The organism is Herbaspirillum sp. GW822-FHT03A08 (assembly GCF_058801885.1).
In genome coordinates this window covers 746534-767206 of sequence record NZ_JBXANR010000003.1, presented here as the reverse complement: position 1 = coordinate 767206, position 20673 = coordinate 746534, and the positions used below count along the sequence as shown (strand labels likewise).

The 20673-nt window shown below is 58.7% G+C and carries 16 protein-coding genes; 11 read left to right on the top strand and 5 right to left on the bottom strand.

What is annotated here, in order from left to right; all coding sequences use genetic code 11:
* The first annotated feature begins 149 nt into the window (after window positions 1-149).
* The gene (locus AC1RN6_RS12680; protein ID WP_493005732.1) at window positions 150-1322 is read left to right on the top strand and encodes a TIGR03364 family FAD-dependent oxidoreductase; all 1173 of its coding nucleotides are present in this window, start codon (window positions 150-152) and stop codon (window positions 1320-1322) included.
* A 137-nt stretch (window positions 1323-1459) separates the two neighbouring features.
* On the opposite strand, the gene AC1RN6_RS12675 is transcribed toward AC1RN6_RS12680, so the two are convergent.
* Window positions 1460-2413 (bottom strand): LysR substrate-binding domain-containing protein, encoded by a 954-nt coding sequence (locus tag AC1RN6_RS12675; protein ID WP_493005731.1) that lies wholly within the window; start codon window positions 2411-2413, stop codon window positions 1460-1462.
* 50 nt (window positions 2414-2463) lie between these two features.
* Window positions 2464-3294, bottom strand: coding sequence for a FadR/GntR family transcriptional regulator (locus AC1RN6_RS12670; RefSeq protein WP_493005729.1), 831 nt, complete (start codon window positions 3292-3294; stop codon window positions 2464-2466).
* 294 nt (window positions 3295-3588) lie between these two features.
* On the opposite strand from AC1RN6_RS12670, the gene AC1RN6_RS12665 reads away from it, so the two are divergent.
* From AC1RN6_RS12665 to AC1RN6_RS12650, 4 genes are all read left to right on the top strand, one after another.
* Window positions 3589-4395: an SDR family oxidoreductase gene (locus AC1RN6_RS12665; protein WP_493005727.1), complete on the top strand. Its 807-nt coding sequence runs from the start codon at window positions 3589-3591 to the stop codon at window positions 4393-4395.
* 53 nt (window positions 4396-4448) lie between these two features.
* Complete coding sequence (locus AC1RN6_RS12660; RefSeq protein WP_493005726.1) at window positions 4449-5882, top strand: aldehyde dehydrogenase family protein; 1434 nt, start codon at window positions 4449-4451, stop codon at window positions 5880-5882.
* 42 nt (window positions 5883-5924) lie between these two features.
* Complete coding sequence (locus AC1RN6_RS12655; RefSeq protein WP_493005723.1) at window positions 5925-6683, top strand: SDR family oxidoreductase; 759 nt, start codon at window positions 5925-5927, stop codon at window positions 6681-6683.
* 233 nt (window positions 6684-6916) lie between these two features.
* The gene (locus AC1RN6_RS12650; RefSeq protein ID WP_493005721.1) at window positions 6917-8233 is read left to right on the top strand and encodes an MFS transporter; all 1317 of its coding nucleotides are present in this window, start codon (window positions 6917-6919) and stop codon (window positions 8231-8233) included.
* Window positions 8234-8295: 62 nt separating this feature from the next.
* Here AC1RN6_RS12650 and AC1RN6_RS12645 read toward each other — a convergent pair whose 3' ends face one another.
* Both AC1RN6_RS12645 and AC1RN6_RS12640 read right to left on the bottom strand, forming a co-directional pair.
* A complete protein-coding gene (locus AC1RN6_RS12645; RefSeq protein WP_493005720.1) occupies window positions 8296-10074 on the bottom strand; it encodes a phospholipase D-like domain-containing protein in 1779 nt (592 codons plus the stop codon).
* A gap of 173 nt (window positions 10075-10247) precedes the next feature.
* A complete protein-coding gene (locus tag AC1RN6_RS12640; protein ID WP_493005718.1) occupies window positions 10248-10817 on the bottom strand; it encodes a hypothetical protein in 570 nt (189 codons plus the stop codon).
* Between the two features lie 92 nt (window positions 10818-10909).
* Between AC1RN6_RS12640 and AC1RN6_RS12635 the strand changes: the two genes are divergently transcribed.
* The 6 genes from AC1RN6_RS12635 (at window position 10910) to AC1RN6_RS12610 (ending at window position 16263) form a co-directional block, all read left to right on the top strand.
* Window positions 10910-12421, top strand: coding sequence for a protein adenylyltransferase SelO (locus tag AC1RN6_RS12635; RefSeq protein WP_493005717.1), 1512 nt, complete (start codon window positions 10910-10912; stop codon window positions 12419-12421).
* 138 nt (window positions 12422-12559) lie between these two features.
* Window positions 12560-12958, top strand: coding sequence for a peptide-methionine (R)-S-oxide reductase MsrB (msrB, locus tag AC1RN6_RS12630; RefSeq protein ID WP_493005715.1), 399 nt, complete (start codon window positions 12560-12562; stop codon window positions 12956-12958).
* A gap of 51 nt (window positions 12959-13009) precedes the next feature.
* Entirely contained in the window at window positions 13010-13630 is a 621-nt protein-coding gene (locus tag AC1RN6_RS12625; RefSeq protein WP_493005713.1) for a septation protein A, read from the top strand.
* Window positions 13627-13902: a BolA family protein gene (locus AC1RN6_RS12620; RefSeq protein WP_493005711.1), complete on the top strand. Its 276-nt coding sequence runs from the start codon at window positions 13627-13629 to the stop codon at window positions 13900-13902. Before AC1RN6_RS12625 ends, AC1RN6_RS12620 begins: the two co-directional genes overlap by 4 nt.
* A 67-nt stretch (window positions 13903-13969) precedes the next feature.
* On the top strand, window positions 13970-14746 hold the full coding sequence (locus tag AC1RN6_RS12615; protein WP_493005709.1) for a peptidylprolyl isomerase: 777 nt from the start codon (window positions 13970-13972) through the stop codon (window positions 14744-14746).
* Window positions 14747-15189: 443 nt separating this feature from the next.
* Window positions 15190-16263, top strand: coding sequence for a porin (locus AC1RN6_RS12610; protein ID WP_493005707.1), 1074 nt, complete (start codon window positions 15190-15192; stop codon window positions 16261-16263).
* A 269-nt stretch (window positions 16264-16532) separates the two neighbouring features.
* Here AC1RN6_RS12610 and purL read toward each other — a convergent pair whose 3' ends face one another.
* Window positions 16533-20552 carry a phosphoribosylformylglycinamidine synthase gene (gene purL, locus AC1RN6_RS12605; protein WP_493005706.1) on the bottom strand — a complete coding sequence of 1340 codons (4020 nt, stop codon included), beginning with the start codon at window positions 20550-20552 and terminating at the stop codon, window positions 16533-16535.
* Window positions 20553-20673: the final 121 nt, after the last annotated feature.

Below are 20673 nucleotides of genomic sequence, written 5' to 3'. Positions count from 1 at the left end.
ATCAAAAGAGATGAAGCAGGACGGCGGATTCGCCTGCTTCATCTCTCAACTGTTTTCATGAACGCTCTCCTGCATATCTGTCCACGAGAGCGCTCATGAAAACACGCTAGCAACCGAACAGATAACAGTAAGTGCATTGAGGAAATCAGATGGGCAACACCAACAAGGATCATATTGACGTCGCCGTCGTCGGCTCGGGCATGCTCGGATTGGCGCATGCTTTCGCAGCGGTAAAACGCGGCCTGCGCGTCGTCGTATTCGAACGCAGCTCGACGCCGATCGGTGCATCGATCCGTAACTTCGGCATGGGCCTGGTCACCGGCCAGCCGCCGGGCATCATGCTCGGCCTGGCCAAGCAAAGCCGCGAGCTGTGGCTGCATCTGGCGCAGCGCGCCAACTTCAGCGCGCGTGAAGCCGGCACTTTGCTGTTTGCGCGTACCGCAGCCGAGCATGCGGTGCTGGAAGAATTCATGATCGTGCGCGCGCGCCAGCACGGCTACGACGCCTCTCTATTGGAAGGGCCGCAACTCGAAGCGCTGTATGGCGGCCGTTTCCGCCATCATCGCTCCGCCCTGCACGGCACGCAGGATTTGCAGCTGTACTCGCGCGAAGCGATACCGGCGCTGGTCTGCTATCTGCAATCGCAAGGAGTGCAATTCCATTTCAATACCCTGGTCAAGGAAGCCCGTGACGGCTATCTGTCGACAACCATAGGCGAATTCAGGGCCGAGCGCACCATCGTCTGTTCCGGCCACGACTACCAGACGCTGTTTGCCGACAAGCTGGGCGAATTGAATCTCAAGGTATGCCGCCTGCAAATGCTGCGCGCGGCGCCGCAGGAGCGCTTCCCGCTGACTCACGCCATGCTGACCGGTCTGTCGTGCACGCATTACGGCGCGTTCTCCGATCTGCCGAGCGCAGCAGGCGTAAATGCGGAAATCGAAACGAAGTATCCGGTGCTGAACCGCCACGGCATTCATCTGCTGGTCAGCCCGACGCCCTATCAGGAACTGATCATCGGCGACTCGCACTACTATGGCGTCGACGCGCCGCCATTCAACAACGAAGAAATCGACAGCCTGATGATCGGTCTGGCGGAAGATACGCTGGGCGTGAAACTGAATGTGCTGGAACGCTGGCAAGGCGTGTACGGCAGCAAAGGACCGGGACCGTTCTCGGCAACGAAGATCGATGACAAGACCACCGTGGTGTTGATGCATACCGGTATCGGCATGAGCGTAGGATTGGGTCTGGGCGAACGCGTGGTGAGCGCCCTGTTTGACGGCACGGCGTTGCCGGATCCTGCGATCGACAAGAACTGACGCAACGAGTCCTAACGCAGCGCACCACTGAAAATACCGTCGTCCTGACGAAAGTCAGGACCCAGTGTCGTATTGACCGTATTCACGGCACTGGGGCCCAGCGTTCGCTGGGACGACGGTAGCTTTTGCCAGACGAGTCATTCCCGCGCCAACGCTTCTGCATGCAACCATTTGCCCTTGCGGCACAAGTCATCCGTCACGTCCAGCACCAGCCGTTCCACGGCCGCCGCCGCGTTTGTCAGCGGAATATTCTTCGATGCGCACAAGGCCAGCGTACGCACCATGCGTTCGCCGCTGATCGGATGCGCGATCATGTCGCCGCGCTCGATCTCGGACAGCAAGGGCGCCACCGGCAGGATGGTCGCGCCGATGTCAGCCAGGATCGCCGACTTCAGGATCGCCACCGAATTGATCTCGATCACGTTCTCCAGCGACATGCCGTGCGAGCGCACCACGTTTTCGATGCGCGGCCGCACGCCGTGCTGCAAGCCCGGCAGGATCAGCGGTGCCTTGATGGCCTTAGCCAGCGTGACTGACTTGCTCTTGCCTTTTCCTTCTTTGACACCGTACTGTGAATCGGCGCGCGTGATGTACATCATCTCTTCTTCCACCATCGGCGTGCTGGCAAACGGCGACAGCTGGCCGTCGTCGAACAGCACCGCCAGATTGATCCGACCCGACTTGAGCTGGACGATCAGGTTGCCGGTCAGCTCTTCGGTGAGCAGCAAGGTGATTTCCGGATAGGTGGCGCGAATCGCCGTCAGCAGCGGCAAGGCCAGCGCACCGGAGACGCTTTGCGGAATGCCCAGCGCCACCGTGCCTGAAGGTTTGTCATTGGATTGCGCAACCGCCGACTTGGCGTCGGTGACTTGCTTCAGGATGGCTTGCGCATGTTCGTAAAAGGTTTTGCCGGCATCGGTCGCGATCACGCCTTGCGCGGAACGATGCAGCAGTTGTGCTTCCAGCTCCTCTTCCAGCTGACGGATCTGCTGCGTCAGCGCCGGCTGTGCAATGTGCAGTACACGTGCGGCACGAGAGAGCGATCCGTGATCGACGATGGCGACAAAATATCTGAGTTGGCGCAATTCCATGCAGGTTGTTTCGCAGTCTTAAGTTGTTATCTGAATTTACAGGAAAGAATTTACAAACCGGGCCGGCTGTTGAACATGCGGCTGCGCGCGTTCTCGATATGCCCGCGCATGGCGCGCCGGGCGCCCTCGGCGTCCTGCCGCTTGATCAGTTCAAAGATATTGCGATGCTCGTCCATCGCGTCCTGCGTGCGCTTCCACGGCTGGATGTGCATCAGATGGCGCAGCATGTTGACCGCATGGCTGACGTCATATTCCAGTGTTTTGAGTACCTGCACGAAGCGCAAATTGGCGGTGGCAGTAGCAATCGCCTCGTGGAAGGCGAAATCAAAATGGTGAGCGATACCGCCGACGGCATTGGCCTCTTCAAAGCCCGTCAACAGCTCGTCCATACGCGTCAGGTCGGCGGTACTGCGGCGCAGGGCCGCCATGTAGGCGCATTCCGGTTCGATCACCATGCGCAACTCCAGGCCGTTCATGATGTGGCCGATACGTTCAGACGGCTCGGCATTGGCAGGCTTGCCGGCCAGCTCGGGCTTGTCCATGACGTAGGTGCCGGAGCCGCGCCGCGACTCCACCAGCTGGTCCTCGCGCAGACGGTCCAGCGCCTGCCGCACAATGGGGCGCGACACGTCGAACAGTGTCGCCAGATCGTTCTCGGAAGGCAGACGGCTGCCGACGCCGATCTTGCCTTCGACGATGGCGTGGAACAGATTCTCGTAGACGCGCTCGGCAAAGCGCTCCTGACGCACCGGTCCCAGCCCGGCAGCGGCCAGCGCAAGGGCATCGGTGGAAAGTTGTGTGGCACGCGGCAGCGCAGAGGTCCGAATACTCACGACTTTTGCATCTGGATTGCGGTCTTGCTGGCTTTCTGATTTCGGCATGGCGTGTCTCCTGTCGAATTCTGTCATCAAATTTTGTAATTACTGCGCATGGTAGCCGATTTCCACGCCTGCCATAAGTCGGCCTTATGCCCCTCTCAAGCCTGACCACGCCGCCAGTCAAGTAGTAATATCAGTTGACATCTTTTGATCTGCAACATACATTGAAAGCCAAGCGAGACGGTGGCGGGCTTTCCGACCATTGTCCATCAAACAAAAACGACAGGAGACAAACGGTCCGGCCCGATGGCAGCGACGGTGATATCTTCTGCCGTCCATTGTTTATCGAAGCCAACCATGAACCAGCCGCACAATCTGAATACCCTGCCTGCTCAATCGTATCTGCAGCAGTTTTCTCTGAACGGAAAGATTGCCCTCGTCACCGGCGCCGCGCGCGATATCGGACTGGAAATTGCTCGCGCACTGGCAGGCAGCGGCGCGCACGTGATCCTTAACGGCCGCAACTCAGACACCTTGGCAAGCGCAGTGCAAAATCTGACCGCACAAGGCCTGTCCGCCAGCGCCCTCGCCTTCGACGTGACCGACAAAGCCGCCGTCAAGGCTGCCTTCGCGCAGATTGCGGCAGAACACGGTCGCCTCGACGTCCTCGTCAACAACGCCGGCGTGCGCAATCGCAAACCCTTGCTGGAGTTCAGCGATGACGAGATCCACGCCATGCTGGAAACCAACCTGATCGCCGGTTACACGCTGTCGCGCGAAGCTGCGCGCCTGATGGTACCCAACAAGAGCGGCCGTCTGATTACCGTCACCTCGATTGCTGGTCAGATCGCGCGCTCGGGCGATGCCGTCTACACCGGCGCCAAGGCCGGCCTGACCGGCATGATGCGCGCTCTCGCCGCTGAATACGGTCCGCTGGGCATCACCAGCAACGCCATCGCACCGGGCGGCGTGGCGACGCAAGCCAATGCTGCCTCCATCGCCGATCCAAAAATCAACGCCCACTTCGCCACGCGCACGCCGCTGGGACGCTGGGCGCAGCCGGCTGAAATTGCCGGCGCCGCCGTTTTTCTCGCTTCCAACGCCGCTTCCTACGTCAATGGCCATGTTCTCTATGTAGACGGCGGCATGTCGATTGCCATGTAGTCATACCTTCCATTACGTCCGGTTATGTTTTCAAAGAGAGGATCTTCCGAATCATGAAACAGCACTTCATCAACAACCGTTGGACCGCGCCGTCATCCGGCGACAGCATTCCCGTCACCGATCCGTCCGACGGCCAGGTGTTCGAATCGCTGGCGCGCGGCAATGCCGCCGATATCGATGCTGCCGTACAAGCTGCGCGCAAGGCTTACGACAATGTCTGGAGCCGCACCAGCGCCGCCGACCGCAGCCGCCTGATGATGAAGCTGTCGCAAAAACTGGCGGAGCATCAGGAAGAGCTGGCCCAACTGGAAGCCCGCGACTGCGGCAAACCCTTCAAGCAGGCCCGCGCCGACGCCGCCGCCATCGTGCGCTACTTCGAGTTCTATGCCGGTGCAGCCGACAAGCTGCACGGCGAAACCATTCCCTACCAGACCGGCTATACCGTACTGACCTTGCGCGAACCGCATGGCGTCACCGCTCATATCGTGCCATGGAATTATCCGATGCAGATCTTCGGCCGCTGCGTCGGCGGTGCGCTGGCGGCGGGCAATACCTGCGTGGTCAAACCCGCCGAAGACGCCTGCCTGTCGCTCCTGCGCGTGGCGGAACTGGCGGCCGAAGTCGGCTTCCCCGAAGGCGTGCTCAACATTGTCACCGGCTACGGCCATGAAGCAGGCGACCTGCTGGTCAAGCATCACGACGTCGATCACGTGTCGTTCACCGGCTCGCCCAACGTCGGCAAGATCGTGGTGCGCGCGGCGGCCGAACATCACACGCCGGTCACGCTGGAGCTGGGCGGCAAGTCGCCCCAAGTGGTGTTCGCCGATGCGGATTTCGACGCCATGCTGCCGGTGATCGTCAATGCCATCGTGCAGAACTCGGGTCAGACCTGCTCCGCCGGCAGCCGTCTGCTGGTGCAGCGCAGCGCCTATGAACAAGTCCTCGAACGCGTCGGCGCCGCCTTCGGCAAACTGCGTGTCGGCTCGGCCGCCATGGACCTCGACTGCGGCCCGCTAATCCGCAAGACGCAGCAAGAACGCGTCGCCGGTTTCCTGCGCGAAGCGGCCGACAGCAAAATCCCGGTGGTCGCACAAGGTCGCATCGCTGATGGTGCGCCTGCCGGCGGTTTTTATCAGGCGCCTACCTTGCTGCGCGACGTACCGTTTCAGCATCGCCTGGCACAGGAAGAAGTTTTTGGACCGGTGCTGGCGGCAATGCCGTTTGAAGACGAAGCCGATGCCATTCGTCTGGCCAACGGCACCGATTTCGGCCTGGTTGCCAGCGTCTGGACACGCGACGGCGGACGCCAGATGCGTCTGGCGCGGGCCATCCGCAGCGGACAGGTCTTCATCAACAACTATGGCGCAGGCGGCGGCGTGGAATTGCCGTTCGGCGGCGTCAAAGCCAGCGGCCACGGCCGTGAAAAGGGTTTCGAGGCGCTGTATGGCTTCACCGTGCTGAAGACGATTGCCATCAAGCACGACTAAACAGAACCAAGCAACATACCTACAACACATCAAGGAGAAGACATGCGATTGAAAGACAAAGTAGCCATCGTGACCGGCGCAGGTTCGGGATTCGGCGAAGGCATCGCCAAGAGCTATGCCCGCGAAGGCGCGCGCGTGCTGGTGGCGGACATCAATGAAGCAGCCGGCAAGCGTGTCGCCGACGAGATCGTCGCAGCGGGCGGCCAGGCGCGCTTCATCAGGTCCGACGTATCCAAGAATGCCGACATGGCCGCCATGCTGGCAGCCGCGCTGGATGCTTTCGGCGGCTTGCATATTGTCGTCAACAACGCCGGCACCACGCACCGCAATCGTCCGATGCTGGAAGTGGAAGAAGACGAGTTCGAGCGCATCTACGCGATCAACGTCAAGAGCATCTTCCTGAGCGCGAAGACCTTCGTGCCCTACTTCCGCAAGGTCGGCGGCGGCGCCTTCATCAACATCGCCTCGACCGCAGGCATCCGTCCGCGTCCGGGCCTGACCTGGTACAACGGCAGCAAGGGCGCGGTCATTACCACCAGCAAATCGATGGCGGCAGAACTCGGCCCGGACAACATCCGCGTCAACTGCGTCAATCCGGTGATCTCTGCAACCGGCTTGCTGACTGAATTCATGGGTGTGCCGGACACTCCGGAAAACCGTAAAAAGTTTACCGCCACGATTCCACTGGGCCGCTTCTCGACGCCGGACGATATCGCCAACGCCTGCCTGTATCTGGGTTCGGACGAAGCATCGTTCATCACCGGCGCTTGTCTGGAAGTGGATGGCGGCCGCTGCGTGTAAGTTAAAAACCTGCGACGAGCCGGGAAGTAATGACGCTGACAGTTCCCCTGTCAGCGTTTTGTCAGCGATGTGCCGCTTTACGATAAATCCGCAAAATTTGTGCTTATAATCACGCTGCAATAAAAAACAAGAACTATCAGTAAAGCAATCAGTACTTAAATAAAGCCAATCCGAAGAGACTGGCTTTTCATAACAACAAGGCTGATCCATTTTTAATACGTATGGAGTGAGACATGTCGTATACCCCAGCACAAGGCATTGCCGCGTCGCCCGGCAACAATGTATCGTTTGAAGAAGCGACTTTTTCCAAGGTCACGTGGCGTCTGCTTCCCCTGCTGTTCCTCTGCTATGTCGCGTCCTACCTGGACCGCGTCAATGTCGGCTTCGCCAAGCTGCAGATGCTGCAGGACCTGAAGTTCAGCGAAACCGTCTACGGTCTCGGCGCCGGTATTTTCTTTATCGGTTATTTCATTTTCGAAGTCCCCAGCAACATCATCCTGCACAAGGTGGGCGCCCGGCTCTGGATCGCCCGCATCATGATCACGTGGGGCATCATTTCCGGCGCGATGATTTTCGTGACGACGCCTGAAATGTTCTATGTCATGCGCTTCTTGCTGGGTGTGGCTGAAGCCGGCTTCTTCCCTGGCGTGATCCTGTATCTGACTTACTGGTATCCGTCGCATCGCCGCGGCAAGATCACGGCGCTGTTCATGACCGGTATTGCGATTTCGGGCGTGATCGGCGGTCCATTGTCAGGCTGGATCATGCATGCCTTCCCAGGTGTGCACGGACTGGCCGGCTGGCAATGGATGTTCATCCTGGAAGCGATTCCTTCGCTGGTGCTGGGCGTGGTCGTGATCTTCTATCTGAAGGACCGCATCCGCGACGCACATTGGCTGACCGAAGATGAAAAGCGTCTGCTGGAATCGCAGATTGCGCAAGAACAGGCCGACAAGACCGAAGTCTCGCTGGGCCAGATGTTCGCCGACGGCAAGGTATGGCTGAGCGCGATCATCTATTTCTGCTTCGTGATGGGCTTGTATGGCGTCAGCTTCTGGCTGCCGACCATCATCAAAACCACCGGCGTGAGCGATCCGCTCAACATCGGCTTGCTGACAGCGATTCCTTATGCGATCGCTGCCATAGCGATGATCATGATCGGTCGCAGCGCCGACCAGCAACGCGAGCGTCGCTGGCACGTTGCGATCCCGGCTTTCCTGGGTTGCGTGGGTCTGCTGTTCAGCACCGTGTATGACCACAACACGCTGCTGGCAATGGCTTCGCTGACACTGGCTGCGGTCGGTATCCTGACCACGCTGCCGCTGTTCTGGAGCCTGCCTACGGCTTTCCTGAGCGGTACGGCTGCGGCAGCCGGCATTGCGCTGATCAACTCGCTGGGTAATCTGGCAGGTTTCGTCAGCCCGTATCTGGTGGGCTGGCTGAAGGACGCTACCCAAAGCACCAACATGGGCATGTACGTGCTGGCAGGGTCGCTGTTACTCGGCGGGCTGCTGACGCTGGCGGTACCGGCCAAGCTGGTCAACAAGTAAGTTCTTTTCTTGCGCCCGGCGCTTCAGCCGGGCGCAATTTCCCTTCTCCCCTCTACATCTTCCTAGCGCGTAACCGGTACGGCCCCCAGCCAGAACCGCAACTGTGCCGAACGGATTTCTCCCTTGTCGCCGAAGTATTTGCTCTGCCACTCGTCGGGCTTGATGCTCAGCATGGTATCGGCTGCCTTCTGTCCTTTTTCCTGCACCATCCAGCGCCATGAGAAGTGATCGTAGATATCCAGAACGTGCGTCGCATAAGCCTGCGCCAGTGCTTGCTGTCCTTTGAAAATGGCCAGGTTGTCGTCGTTGTCGTAAGACGCCTTGTAGCCGAGGTTGTGGCTGCCTGTGACGACGACACAGTTTTCAGAGAACGGATCGATGACCACGATCTTGTCGTGCGTGACGGCGAAACCGGCGGACAGGATCTCTTTCTGCCAGCCGGCGGGCACCACTGCGGTCAGGGCTTTGGCCGAGATCACGCGCGGATCCTGTTTACCCGGTGGATCGTCCTTCTTGCGTTTGGGCGGCTCGGTCCCCTGCAGCTCATAGAGGAAGCCTGCGGCCGTTGAGGGGTTGGTCACGCAGCCGCGTACGAACAAATCCTTGTTGGCCTTCTGCGCTTCCGCCACCCAATTGACGATGCTGGGCGTGCCCGGATAAAACGCCAGAAACAATACTGCATGCTGTGCGCCGGCAATCAGGGCAGCCACCTCCTCCATATCCGGCGGACGTACTTCATCGGCTCGCGAACGTCCGCGCGCTTTGGGCGTATTCGGAGAAAACCAACTGGTCACGGTTGAACTGTCTGCTTGCTTGATCACTTTCGGCTTGGCGTCCCAGGCGCGCAGCTTTGCACCCTGCAAGGCCTTGGCGTTGCCGCCCGCGGCTTCGGTATCGGCAGCGAGCTGGTTCCAGTAGTCGAGATAGCGTTTTGCCAATGCGGCATCGTCGGAGACGATAGTGTTGTTGGTCTGCGTACACAGACCGGTCGACGTCCAGTTGGTCGAGCCGAACAGTACCGCTTGCGGCTTACCCTTGGCATCCACATAGACCAGAAACTTGTTATGCGCAATGTGATTGGACGGCACCATGCGATCGATCAAGGTGCCCGCCGTCTTGCGCAGACGCTTGCGCGAGGCGTCGTTGCCATCAGTGATGCCGCTGGCGCTTTGCTGGTCGCCGGCCTTGGGATTGGACAGTATCAGATGCAGCTTTTTGCCGGCTTTCTCCAGCGCGCTGATCAGTTCGTCGTCGCCGAGTTCGTACAAGGCTGCGTACAGACTTCCGCCCTTGTCCTTACCCACGCGCGCCACAAAATCCAGCAAGGCGGCGATCATGTCGCCCGCCAGACTCTTGCGCATGGCGTTGTCCGGCTGCGTCACCATGTTCAGCAGGCTTTCCTTGTCGGGATGTCCGTCCAGGGCGCGCGAGACGCGTTGCGTCGAAATCAGGCCGCGATTGAAGTAGGCCTGCAAGTCCGGCCCGACCTGCGGGCTCAGCGTGACTTCATTGGAGATGGCAAAGCCGAGGCGCATCGGTGCCAGGCTTCCCGGCTTGCCTTCCAGCGGTACGATCTTGTAACGGAAGCTGCGATTTCCTTTGCCCGCGATCAGGCGGGCATAGGGATCTTTCCAGTAGAACTTTTGAATCGGGAACTGTGCGGTGGTCTGTGCAGGCACCCGCTTGGTACCGGGAAACACGGCCATCGAAGGCAGTGCCGATTCCGTGCCCTTGGCATCGATGCGGTACACCGCAAAGCCCATGCATCCAGGCAGCTTACGGCCGTAACTCCATGCAATCACGACAACGTCGTTGTCGGCAAACGCTACAGCATTTTGCATACACATCTCCTATCCGATGCCATCCGATGATCAGAAACCTGCGACGCGCTGCTCTGCAAACCTTCTTGCACAGCAAAGTAGCGCCGCCATGTGACCGGATAATGACGGGGATGTGCATTAAGTGGAAAACTCCGTCAAATTTCGACTGTCAGCAAAACAAAGAGCGAAATGATTTAGCGCGCCATACGCTGCCAGATCTGTTCCAGCGCCGCCTTCAGGTTGGCGCCATCGCCTTGCACCTGGCCGACTCCATACTCCTTTCTGCTGACCGCGCCGTCGAACAAATCCACGCCCCAGACGACGTCGTTTGCCGACGTTGCAGGCAGTTTGCCAGGAAGGCGCCATACCGCGTTGGCAAGGCCGATCAGTGCAGCGACATCGTCATCGCTCAAAGGCACGGTGTGGCTTTGCACCACCGCGAGCTTGTGAGTCTCTGCATTGAGCTGGGTGATGAAGCGTGTCATCTTGCGCTGATCGATGTCGACCATTTCCCAATAACCGACCGGCGCCGAGAAACTGCCGTTGGACAGCACCACACCCCGGCGCGGGATCATCTCGGGTGGTACGGATATCTTGCAGTCGGTGCAGATCTTTTCCTTGACCGGGGCATAGGCGGGCAAAGCTGATGCAATAACCGGCGGCGCACTTTCTGCGGCGCCGGCATTCGTCATCGCGCAAATCGCAGCCAACGCGATTGCCATGTTTGCCAGTGTTGCGCGGTGAACTTGCTTGTCTGCTTTCATGGATTCCTTATTGTGATTTATCGCCCGATCCTATGGGATAGCCGCTTCTCTGTCAAAATGGCGCTTTCAGCCGTCCTGTACAACGTCTCTTCATGAATTCTCCTTCCCTGCCGCCCGCCGCCGACACCAGCAGCAACGATACCGCAACGCTGCTTCCATTCGGCAATGCGTTTGCCGAACTGCCGCCGGCGTTCTACACGCACTTGCAGCCGACACCTTTGCGCGCGCCCTATCTGGTTGGCGTCAGCGCCGATGCGGCAGCGTTGATCGGTCTCGATCCGGCGACGGCGAATAGCGACAGCTTTGTTGAAGTATTCACCGGCAACACCATTGCGCGCGACTCCAAACCGCTGGCGGCAGTGTATTCCGGCCATCAGTTCGGCGTCTGGGCCGGCCAGCTCGGCGACGGTCGCGCCATTCTGCTCGGCGATCTGCCGGCGCGCGATGGCGGCCGGATGGAATTGCAGCTCAAGGGTGCCGGGCAGACCCCCTATTCGCGCATGGGCGACGGCCGCGCCGTGCTGCGCTCCTCGATTCGTGAATTCCTGTGCTCCGAGGCGATGGCCGGTCTGGGCATTCCGACCACGCGCGCGCTGTGCGTGACCGGATCGGACCAGCAAGTCCTGCGGGAGACCATGGAGACCACTGCGGTCGTGACGCGCATGTCGCCCAGCTTCATCCGTTTCGGCTCGTTTGAGCATTGGTATTACAACAAGCGCCACGATGAACTGAAGCTGCTGGCCGACAATGTCATCGCCAATTTTTATCCTGAATTTCTCGGTGCCGAAAATCCTTATCGCGAGCTGCTGGCGGAAGTCACACGCCGCACCGCTCATCTGATGGCGCAATGGCAGGCGGTCGGCTTCATGCACGGCGTGATGAACACCGACAACATGTCCATCCTCGGCCTGACCTTGGACTACGGTCCGTTCGGCTTCATGGAAGCCTTCGACGCGCGCCACATCTGCAACCATACCGACCAGCAAGGCCGCTATTCGTATCAGATGCAGCCGCGCATCGGCCAGTGGAATTGTTTTGCCCTGGGCCAGGCGCTGCTCCCGCTGATCGGCAGTGTGGAAGACACCGAAGCTGCGCTGTCGCAATACGAGGCGCAATTCGCCGCCAAGAACGACGCCCTGCTGCACGCCAAGCTGGGACTCGCGACACATCAGCCGGACGACGAGAAACTGTTTGAAGCCATGTTTGCCATCCTGCAAGCCGGCCATGTCGATTTCACGCTGTTCTTCCGCCGCCTGAGCGATGTGCAGGCCGACAGCAACGCCGGCGATGAGCCATTGCGCGATCTGTTCATCGAGCGGCCGGCTTTTGACGCCTGGGCCGGGCAATACCGTGCGCGTCTGCGCCAGGAAAACAGCCAGGATGCACCAAGGAAACTTGCAATGGACGCAAGCAACCCCAAATACGTGCTACGGAATTATCTGGCGCAAGTCGCCATCGACAAGGCGCAGAACAAGGACTTCTCTGAAATCGCCAGACTGCAGGAAATCCTGCGCCGGCCTTTTGACGAGCAGCCTGAGCATGACAAGTACGCCGACCTGCCGCCGGACTGGGCCAGCCATCTGGAAGTGAGCTGCTCTTCGTAAGGATCGGCAGCACCAGCGACGGCGGCAGCGTAAGATCCGGCGTCGTTGTGCGACTAATCCATATGACCAATCGATGCGATTAATCTGCATCCAACAATTTTTTACATTCTTCTTCCACTCTTACCACGGAGCATCAGCATGACTGCCAAAGTCCAAAAAACCGACGCCGAATGGCGTGCCCAACTGGATGCAATGGAATATCAGGTAACTCGCCATGCGGCCACCGAGCGTGCCTTCACGGGTAAATTCTGGGATCATCACGAAGCTGGCATCTATACCTGCGTGTGCTGCAACACGCCGCTGTTTGCGTCGGACACAAAATTTGACTCCGGCTGCGGCTGGCCCAGCTATTTCGAAGCGCTTGATCCTGCGAACGTCCGCGAGATCGTGGACAAAAGTTATGGCATGATTCGTACCGAAATCGTCTGCAACGTCTGCGACGCGCATCTCGGTCACGTTTTTCCCGACGGTCCGCCGCCGACAGGCTTGCGCTACTGCATCAATTCCGCTTCGTTGCGGTTTGACCCGGCGACCTGATAACCTGATTGCGGCAGATCATTCGTGCAATCTTTTAAGAAGACCTAACTCATGAAGTTTTTGTTTGACCTCTTTCCCGTCATCCTCTTTTTCGGCGTTTTCAAATGGGGTGAAGGTCATACCGATGCCGCCCAGGGCCTGGTGTCGCAGTATCTGTCGGGCTTCATGTCCGGCGGCGCCGTGACGACCACCCTGGCGCCGATTCTGCTGGCGACGGCGGTCGCCATCGTCGCCTCGCTGGCGCAGATAGGCTACCTGCTGGCGCGCCGCAAGAAGGTCGACGGCATGCTGTGGGTGTCGCTGGCCATCATCGTGGTGTTTGGCGGTGCAACGATCTATTTCCGCGACGATACCTTCATCAAGTGGAAGCCGACCATCCTCTACTGGTGCTTCGCCGCTGCCTTGATCATCAGTCAGGTTTTTGTCAAAAAGAATCTGATCCGCGTGATGATGGAAAAGCAAGTTTCCCTGCCTGAACCGGTGTGGGGCAAACTGAATGTGGCGTGGTCGATCTTTTTCGTCGTGATGGGCCTGCTCAATCTCTATGTGGCCTTCAACTACGCCATTGATACCTGGGTCAACTTCAAGATGTTCGGCACCATGGGGCTGATGTTTGCCTTCATCATTGCGCAGAGCCTGTTCCTGTCGAAGTACATGAAAGACGCGGAATGAGCGAACGCCACGATGTCATCCGCGAACGCTTGCTCGCAACTTTCTCACCGAGCGAGTGTCAAGTCGAAGACGAGTCTGCCTTGCATGCCGGCCATGCAGGCGCGGCATCGGGTGGAGGCCACTACCGCGTCCGCCTGATTTCAAGCGCTTTTGAGGGTAAAAATCGTTTAATTCGCCATCGGCTGGTGTATGATTGTCTGGCTGATATGATGCACAAGGATATACACGCACTGGCGATCACCGCCATCGCACCATCTGAAATAGCGAACTAACAAGACTATCCCCCCTCTATATCTTTCATTTCCTCGATTTATTACCTCCATTTTTTAGGATTCAATAATGACATTCAAACCTGCTCGTTTGCTGGTACTGCTGTTTGCAACTGCTGCTTTGCCAGTCATGGCGCAAAATCTGGCCGTTGTTAACGGCAAGGCCATCCCATCCTCGCGCGCCGATGCAATGGTCAAGCAAATGACAGCACAAGGTCAGCCTGACAGCCCGCAATTGCGCGGCGCTGTGAAAGAAGAGCTGATCAATCGCGAAATTCTGATGCAAGAGGCCGACAAGCAAGGTCTGAGCAACAACCCTGACGTCAAGAACCAACTGGAACTGGCTCGCCAAGGCATCGTTATCCGCGCCCTGATCGGCGACTACCTGAAGAAGCATCCGATTGCAGACGCCGACATCAAGGCTGAGTACGACAAGTTCAAGGCACAAGCCGGCGACAAGGAATACCATGCTCGCCACATTCTGGTCGACAAGGAAGAAGACGCGAAGGCAATCATCGCCAAGCTGAAGGCCGGCACCAAGTTTGAAGACCTGGCCAAGCAATCGAAGGACACCGGTTCCGCAGCCAACGGCGGCGATCTGGATTGGGCAACGCCTGCTTCGTTCGTGAAGCCATTCTCGGATGCCATGGTTGCACTGAAGAAGGGTGAAATCACTGAAACGCCAGTGAAGACCCAATTCGGTTACCACGTGATCAAGCTGGAAGATACACGCCCTGCCAAGGTCCCGACCCTGGAAGAAGTGAAGCCGCAAATCGCTGAAGCGCTGCAACAGAAGAAGCTGCAAGCCTATCAGGAAGAACTGCGCAAGAAAGCCAAGGTTCAGTAAGTAAGAAGCAGGATCCGAGCTACCCGGCAGGACGCAATTTCAGCGTCCCGTCAGCTGAGAAAACGCCCTTCACCGACATCGGTTTTGGGCGTTTTTTTAATTTCGACGATCACTTTTTTGTTTTGTACAAAAATAGACGATCGATGCGTAAAAATATAAAAAATTTTCGATCGCCTGCGCGAAATATGCATTTCGGTCAATATTAATGACCAAATAATTTACGCATTTACCGAAAAACTACAAATAGCACACTCGTCAGTTAATTCTTTTTTCACCCGAAAATTCTCCTGATATTCTCTCGCCTTACCCGATACGGGTAACGCCGCATTACAGCGAAAAATACAAAAGCACATGCGGCGATGAAGGTGCTGAAACAGGCGCTACACAATAGCGATCATGTCTTCGCACGGACCATAAAAAACAGCAAGTTTCAGGAGAAATGCATGAAAAAAACTTCTTTGGCACTCGTCATCGCCGGCCTCGCCAGCAGCAGCGCCTTTGCTCAATCCAGCGTCACCGTCTACGGCATCGTCGACACCAGCATCCGCTATGTCAGCAGCGACAACGCCAACGGCAACAGCAACTTCAAGATGGACAACGGCGCGATCTCGAACAGCCGTATCGGTTTCAAAGGTACAGAAGATCTCGGCGGCGGTCTCAAGGCCAACTTCCGTCTGGAAAACGGCTTCAACTCGGACACGGGTAGCTTTTCCACACCAGGCGTGCTGTTCAGCCGTCAATCGTGGGTTGGCCTGAGCAACAGCTACGGCCAGATCAGCCTGGGCCGCCAGCAAACACCGTTGTTCGACCTGATGGCCGATCACTTTGATCCGCTGACCGTCGGTAACTACGCTGCTAACTCCTGGTTGCCAGCCGGTGCAACATTGGTTCGCAACTCGAACATGATCAAGTACTACGGCACATTCGGCGGCTTCTCGGCCGGTCTGAGCTGGGCCATGGGCGAACAGGCGGGTTCCGTGCGCAAGGGCAGCCAGGTCAGCTCGTCGCTGCAATACACGACAGGCAACCTGTCTTTCGGTGGCGGTTATCAACAAACGGTTGATTCGACAACCAACTCCAATAAAGATACTGCTTACAACCTGAGCGTTTCCTACGTGATTGGCGCTGCCAAACTGTACGGTGGTTACTACAAGATCAAGGACAGCACCGGTACGACTTCGGCCTACTTTGCCCTCGAAAACAGCGTGGCCAGCAAGGGTGGCGTCGTCGGCCTGGAACGCAAGGACGATGGTTATTTCTTCGGTACGACCTATCAGTTGACCCCGGCATGGGCACTGACCGGCGCGGCATACTATGACAAGAGCAAGAATGTCAGCGTTGCCGGCGACAGCGGCAAGCGTTACACACTGGTTGGCGTTGCTGAGTACGCGTTGTCCAAGCGCACACAGGTCTATACGACTGTCGACTACAACAAGGCCAAAGACGCAGCGCAAGCTGAACTGGCCGGCAAGAACAATGTGACCGGCCTGTCGGTTGGCATTCGCCACATTTTCTAATCTGAAAATCTGAAAAAATCAGCCTTCCGGCTGATTCGCTGACAACGCAGACTTCTTCAATGGAGTCTGCGTTTTTTATTTTCAGATAGCATCTGACATCGGCGGCAATCTACCCTTGCTCATTTTCCATCTGCGTAAAAACGACTTACACGTGCCGGCCGCCAGTAAGTTGATTGCAGCAGTTCAAAGCGGCAAACCATAAGAAAAAAGGCACTCCAGATGAAGTGCCTTTCAAGTAGCGCCGGCAATCGAATATAAGTCGATACCGATTAGCCCACCCATTTACGCGCATTGCGGAACATGCGCATCCAAGGCGAATCCTCGCCCCAGGCATCCGGATGCCACGATTGCGTCACTGTGCGGAACACGCGTTCGGCATGCGGCATCAGCACGTTGAAGCGGCCGTCCGGTGTCGTCACCGAGGTGATGCCTTGCGGCGAACCGTTCGGATTGTACGGATAGGATTCCGTCACGGCGCCCTTGTTGTCGACGAAGCGCATTGCTACCAGCGCCTTGTTGATGTCGCCGGTCAGCGAGAAGTCAGCGAAGCCTTCACCATGCGCCACAGCGATCGGTGTTTGCGTGCCGGCCATGCCTTGCAGGAAAATCGACGGCGAATCCTGCACCTCGACCATGGCGAAACGCGCTTCGAATTGCTCCGACTTGTTGCGTGTGAATTTCGGCCAGGCTTCCGCGCCAGGAATGATCGACTTCAGGTTGCTCATCATCTGGCAGCCGTTGCAGATACCCAGCGAGAAGGTGTCCTGACGCTGAAAGAACTGCGAGAACTGCTCCGCCAGTTGGGCGTTGAACAGAATCGTCTTGGCCCAGCCCTCGCCGGCACCCAGCACGTCGCCGTAGGAGAAACCGCCAACGGCGATCAGGCCGGTGAAGTCGCCCAGCTTGGCGCGACCGGCAATCAGGTCGCTCATGTGCACGTCGACCGACTCAAAGCCGGACTTGTGCATGACATAGGCAGTCTCGATATGCGAATTGACGCCCTGCTCGCGCAGGATTGCCACACGCGGACGCGCACCGGTGTTGATGAATGGCGCGGCGATGTCTTCCTGCGGATCGAAAGTCAGCTTCGGCGTCATGCCGGGATCGGCGGCATCCAGCAGGCGCTCGTATTCGGCATCGGCACAGGCCGGGTTGTCGCGCAGACGCGCGATGCGCCAGCTGGTTTCGCTCCACAGGCGGTGCAGCGCGCTGCGCGGCTGGCTGTAGATGTTCTTGGCGTCGCGCATGAACTCGATCACGTCGCGATTGTTCGGCTTGCCGATGATGTGGCTGCAGGCGCCCAGGTTGTAGGCGCGCAGCACGTTCATGACTTCCGATTTCTGATCGGCGCGCACCTGAATGACCGCCCCGAGTTCTTCGTTGAACAGGGCGCGCAGTGTCATTTCGTTGCGGCGCTCACCAACTTGCGACGCCCAGTTCTTTGAATCGCCCCAGTCGGAAGCGTGTTCGCCTTCCATCGTCAGGATGTCGAGATTGATCGACAAACCGCTGCGGCCGGCAAACGCCATTTCCGTCAGCGTGGCGAACAGGCCGCCGTCCGAACGGTCATGGTAAGCCAGCAGTTGGCCTTCCTTGTTCAGTTGCTGGATCGCTGCGAAGAAGCCTTTGAGGTCTTCAGCGCTGTCGACGTCCGGCGTTTCATTGCCGATCTGTTGCATGACCTGCGTCAATGCGGACGCGCCCATGCGGTTCTTGCCGCGGCCGAGGTCGATGGCGATCAGCACGGTGTCGCCCAGGTCGGTGCGGATCTGCGGCGTCAGCGTGCGGCGCACGTCTTGCACCGGCGCAAACGAAGACACGATCAGCGACACCGGCGACATGACCGACTTGGCGGCGCCGTCGTCTTTCCAGGTTGTGCGCATCGACAGCGAGTCCTTGCCGACCGGGATCGAAACACCCAGCGCCGGGCACAGTTCCATACCGATCGCCTTGACGGTGTCGAACAGCGCAGCATCCTGGCCAGGCTGACCGCAAGCGGCCATCCAGTTGGCCGACAGCTTGATGTCGGAAATTTTTTCAATCGCAGCGGCGGCGATGTTGGTGATCGCTTCGCCGACAGCCATGCGGCCCGAAGCGGCGGCGTCGATCACGGCCAGCGGCGTACGCTCGCCCATTGCCATTGCTTCGCCCAGATAACCTTCCAGGCTCATGGCGGTGACGGCGCAGTCGGCAACAGGCACCTGCCACGGACCGACCATCTGGTCGCGCACGGTCATCGCGCCGACGCTGCGGTCGCCGATGGTGATCAGGAAGGATTTGTCGGCCACGGTCGGCAGACGCAGCACGCGGTGCGATACCTCGACCAAATCCATGCCGGTCAGATCGACCGGCGGCAATTCGACCGCAACGTGCTTGACATCGCGATGCATCTTTGGCGGCTTGCCCAGCAAGACGTCCATCGGCATGTCGACCGGATTGTTGTTTTGTTCCGGATCGACCAGCTTCAGCTGGCGCTCTTCCGTTGCGGTGCCGACCACCGCGAACAGGCAGCGCTCACGTTCGCACAGGTAGCGGAACAGCGGCAGTTGCTCAGGAGAGATCGCGAGGACGTAGCGTTCTTGCGATTCATTGCTCCAGATTTCCTTCGGCGCCAGACCGCTCTCTTCCAGCGGGATCTTGCGCAGGTCGAAAATCGCGCCACGCTTGGCGTCGTTGGTGATTTCCGGGAACGCGTTCGACAGGCCGCCGGCGCCGACGTCGTGGATCGACAAAATCGGATTGTCGTCGCCCATGGTCCAGCACGCGTTGATGACTTCCTGTGCGCGGCGTTCCATTTCCGGATTGCCGCGCTGCACGGAGTCGAAGTCCAGGTCGGCGGTGTTGGCGCCGGTGGCCATCGACGACGCGGCGCTGCCGCCCATGCCGATACGCATGCCCGGGCCGCCCAGTTGGATCAGCAGGCTGCCGACCGGCAAGTCGTTTTTCTTGGTGTGCTTGGCGTTGATGTTGCCGATACCGCCGGCGATCATGATGGGCTTGTGATAACCCTGCACGTTGCCGCCGACGTTTTGTTCGTAGGTGCGGAAATAGCCGCCCAGATTCGGACGGCCGAATTCGTTGTTGAACGCCGCGCCGCCGAGCGGACCGTCGATCATGATCTGCAGCGGCGAAGCGATGCGATCAGGCTTGCCGTAGATGCCGGCCTGCGCCAGTGCATCGCGCTGCGCCGGCGCTTGCGCGACGTCGCGGGCATTTTCCCACGGCTGCACGGCATGCGTGACCATCAGGTTGGAAACAGTAAAGCCAGTCAGGCCTGCCTTCGGCTTGGCGCCGCGGCCGGTTGCGCCTTCGTCGCGGATTTCACCGCCGGCGCCGGTGGAGGCGCCCGGGAATGGCGAGATCGCGGTCGGGTGATTGTGCGTCTCGACCTTCATCAGGATGTGGGTCAATTCGTCCGATGCTTCGTAGACGTTGCCCTTGGCTGCGCCGCGCTGGTAAAAGCGCGAGATGTTGGCGCCTTCAATCACGGACGAATTATCGCTGTAGGCGACTACGGTGCCTTCTGGATGCAGCTCGTGCGTGTTGCGGATCATGCCGAACAGCGACTTGGTTTGCTTCTCGCCGTCGATGGTCCAGTCGGCATTGAAAATCTTGTGACGGCAGTGTTCGCTGTTGGCCTGCGCGAACATCATCAGTTCGACGTCGGTGGGATTGCGCTGTGCGCGGGTGAAGGCTTCGACCAGATAGTCGATTTCATCATCCGACAAGGCCAGGCCGAGTTCGGTGTTGGCGTTTTCCAGAGCGGCCTTGCCGCCGGCCAGCAGATCGACGAATTCCAGCGGCTTGGCCTGCAATTCGCTGAACAATCCTGCCGCTTCCTGCGGTGTGCGCAGAACCATGTCGGTCATGCGGTCATGCAGCAGCGCGGCGACTGCCATCAGGCTGGCTTCATTGAGTTTCTTGGCGCCGCCCAGCAAGCCGGTTTTGACCTGGACGTGATATGCGATCCCACGCTCGATGCGGTGGATGTTCGCCATGCCGCAGTTATGGGCGATGTCGGTGGCCTTACTGGCCCATGGCGAAATCGTGCCGAAACGCGGGATCACGACAAATTCATCGCCTTCGGCCGTGCCGGAGAACGGCTCGCCGTATGTCAGCAAGCCGTCGAGGCGCGCCTTGTCGTCCTGCGACACTTCACCGACGGCGTCGATGAAATGGATATAGCGCCCGGTCACGCCGGTGATCGCGGCGTCGACAGATTGCAGTTGAGACAAGAGACGTTGAGTGCGGAAGGCGGAAAGGGCATTGGAGCCCGGCAGAATCAGCATGGCAGAAAGTCAGGATTTGGCTGTGGAATCGGGTTCGTATTTGAATGTATGAACATCCCGCCACGCAGCGTTTGCGACGGGAAATACGAAAAGCAGCATTATACCTTGCCGACCCTGATCC